The sequence below is a fragment of the Exiguobacterium sp. SH4S7 genome, from assembly GCF_004336795.1.
Lineage (GTDB): Bacteria > Bacillota > Bacilli > Exiguobacteriales > Exiguobacteriaceae > Exiguobacterium > Exiguobacterium aurantiacum_A.
The window spans coordinates 1-2998 of the sequence record NZ_SJUT01000018.1 but is presented as its reverse complement, the minus strand read 5'-3'; the positions used below and the strand labels follow the sequence as shown (position 1 = coordinate 2998).

Genomic DNA, 2998 nt, shown 5'->3' with positions numbered 1-2998 from the left:
TTGAAAACTGAAGATTCATCAAGACATCAAACCAAGAAAAATATGCATGGTCCGTTCGGACCGTGTGTCTTAGAAACGCTAGATCAAGGTAGAAAGGGCGTACGGTGGATGCCTTGGCACTAGGAGCCGATGAAGGACGCGACGAACAGCGAAATGCTCTGGGGAGTGGTAAGTGCACTTTGATCCAGAGGTATCCGAATGGGGGAACCCACCGCCGGGAGACTGGCGGGACACCCGTGTGAATACATAGCACGGTGTGAGGCAAACCCGGGGAACTGAAACATCTAAGTACCCGGAGGAAGAGAAAGAAAATTCGATTCCCTGAGTAGCGGCGAGCGAAACGGGAACAGCCCAAACCAGGAAGCATGCTTCCTGGGGTTGTAGGACACTCTATACGGAGTTACAAAGGGATAGGATAGGTGAACGACCTGGAAAGGTCGGCCAGAGAAGGTGACGGCCCTGTAGCTGAAATCTTATCCCCTCCAGAGTGGATCCTGAGTACGGCGGGACACGTGAAACCCCGTCGGAATCCGGGAGGACCATCTCCCAAGGCTAAATACTTCCTAGTGACCGATAGTGAACCAGTACCGTGAGGGAAAGGTGAAAAGCACCCCGGAAGGGGAGTGAAATAGATCCTGAAACCGTATGCCTACAAGTAGTCAGAGCCCGTTAACGGGTGATGGCGTGCCTTTTGTAGAATGAACCGGCGAGTTACGATGGCGGGCAAGGTTAAGCTGATAAGGCGGAGCCGCAGCGAAAGCGAGTCTGAATAGGGCGCATCAGTCCGTCGTCGTAGACCCGAAACCAGGTGATCTACCCATGTCCAGGATGAAGGTCAGGTAACACTGACTGGAGGTCCGAACCCACGCACGTTGAAAAGTGCGGGGATGAGGTGTGGGTAGCGGTGAAATGCCAATCGAACCTGGAGATAGCTGGTTCTCCCCGAAATAGCTTTAGGGCTAGCCTCGAGGTGAAGAGTTCCGGAGGTAGAGCACTGATTGGACTAGGGGCCCCCACAGGGTTACCGAATTCAGTCAAACTCCGAATGCCGGCAACTTGTACTCGGGAGTCAGACTGCGAGTGATAAGATCCGTAGTCGAAAGGGAAACAGCCCAGACCATCAGCTAAGGTCCCAAAGTGTATGTTAAGTGGAAAAGGATGTGGCGTTGCACAGACAACTAGGATGTTGGCTTAGAAGCAGCCACCATTCAAAGAGTGCGTAATAGCTCACTAGTCGAGTGACGCCGCGCCGAAAATTTAACGGGGCTAAACATACCACCGAAGCTATGGATTCCGTAAGGAATGGTAGGGGAGCGTTCCAAGCAGCAGTGAAGCGGTATCGTGAGGAGCCGTGGAGCGCTTGGAAGTGAGAATGCCGGTGTGAGTAGCGAAAAGAGGGGTGAGAATCCCCTCCGTCGAAAGCCCAAGGTTTCCTGAGGAAGGCTCGTCCGCTCAGGGTTAGTCTGGACCTAAGCCGAGGCCGAAAGGCGTAGGCGATGGACAACAGGTTGATATTCCTGTACCGCCGTACCACCGTTTGAACGATGGGGGGACGCAGAAGGATAAGGTAACCGTGCGACTGGAAGTGCACGGACAAGCAGCGAGGCCGTCGGGTTGGCAAATCCGCCCGGCACACAAGGTTGAGCTGTGATGTGGAGCCCGTAGGGCGAAGTACCGGATTTCACGCTGCCAAGAAAAGCCTCTAGTAAGGAGGTCGGCGCCAGTACCGTAAACCGACACAGGTAGGCGAGATGAGAATTCTAAGACGCGCGGGATAACTCTCGTTAAGGAACTCGGCAAAATGGTCCCGTAACTTCGGGAGAAGGGACGCTTATGGCAACATAAGCCGCAGTGAATAGGCCCAAACGACTGTTTAGCAAAAACACAGGTCTCTGCTAAATCGCAAGATGAAGTATAGGGGCTGACGCCTGCCCGGTGCTGGAAGGTTAAGGGGATGTGTCATCGCAAGAGAAGCACTGAACCGAAGCCCCAGTAAACGGCGGCCGTAACTATAACGGTCCTAAGGTAGCGAAATTCCTTGTCGGGTAAGTTCCGACCCGCACGAAAGGCGTAACGATTTGGGCACTGTCTCAACGAGAGACCCGGTGAAATCATAGTACCTGTGAAGATGCAGGTTACCCGCGACAGGACGGAAAGACCCCATGGAGCTTTACTACAGCCTGATATTGAGGCTTTGTACGCGATGTACAGGATAGGTGGGAGTTTGTGAAGCCGGAGCGCCAGCTTCGGTGGAGACATCCTTGGGATACCACCCTTTGCGTATAGAGTCTCTAACTCGCAGCCGTGATCCGGCTGGAGGACCGTGTCAGGCGGGTAGTTTGACTGGGGCGGTCGCCTCCTAAACAGTAACGGAGGCGCCCAAAGGTTCCCTCAGAATGGTTGGAAATCATTCGTAGAGTGCAAAGGCAGAAGGGAGCTTGACTGCGAGACCTACAAGTCGAGCAGGGACGAAAGTCGGGCTTAGTGATCCGGTGGTTCCGCATGGAAGGGCCATCGCTCAACGGATAAAAGCTACCCTGGGGATAACAGGCTGATCTCCCCCAAGAGTCCACATCGACGGGGAGGTTTGGCACCTCGATGTCGGCTCATCGCATCCTGGGGCTGGAGTAGGTCCCAAGGGTTGGGCTGTTCGCCCATTAAAGCGGTACGCGAGCTGGGTTCAGAACGTCGTGAGACAGTTCGGTCCCTATCCGTCGTGGGCGCAGGAAATTTGAGGAGAGCTGTCCTTAGTACGAGAGGACCGGGATGGACGCACCGCTGGTGTACCAGTTGTTCCGCCAGGAGCATCGCTGGGTAGCTACGTGCGGACGGGATAAGTGCTGAAAGCATCTAAGCATGAAGCCCCCTCCGAGATGAGATTTCCCTTTGAGCAATCAAGAAAGACCCCTCAGAGACGATGAGGTAGATAGGTCATGGGTGGAAGCACGGCGACGTGTGGAGCTGAATGATACTAATCGGTCGAGGCTTTGATCTAGAA

Annotated in this window: 1 rRNA gene; it reads left to right on the top strand. The window is 54.3% G+C overall.

The window, feature by feature from the left end:
• The first annotated feature begins 81 nt into the window (after nt 1–81).
• Nucleotides 82–2995: ribosomal RNA gene (locus EVJ29_RS15195) — 23S ribosomal RNA — on the top strand.
• The last annotated feature ends 3 nt before the right edge of the window (nt 2996–2998 follow it).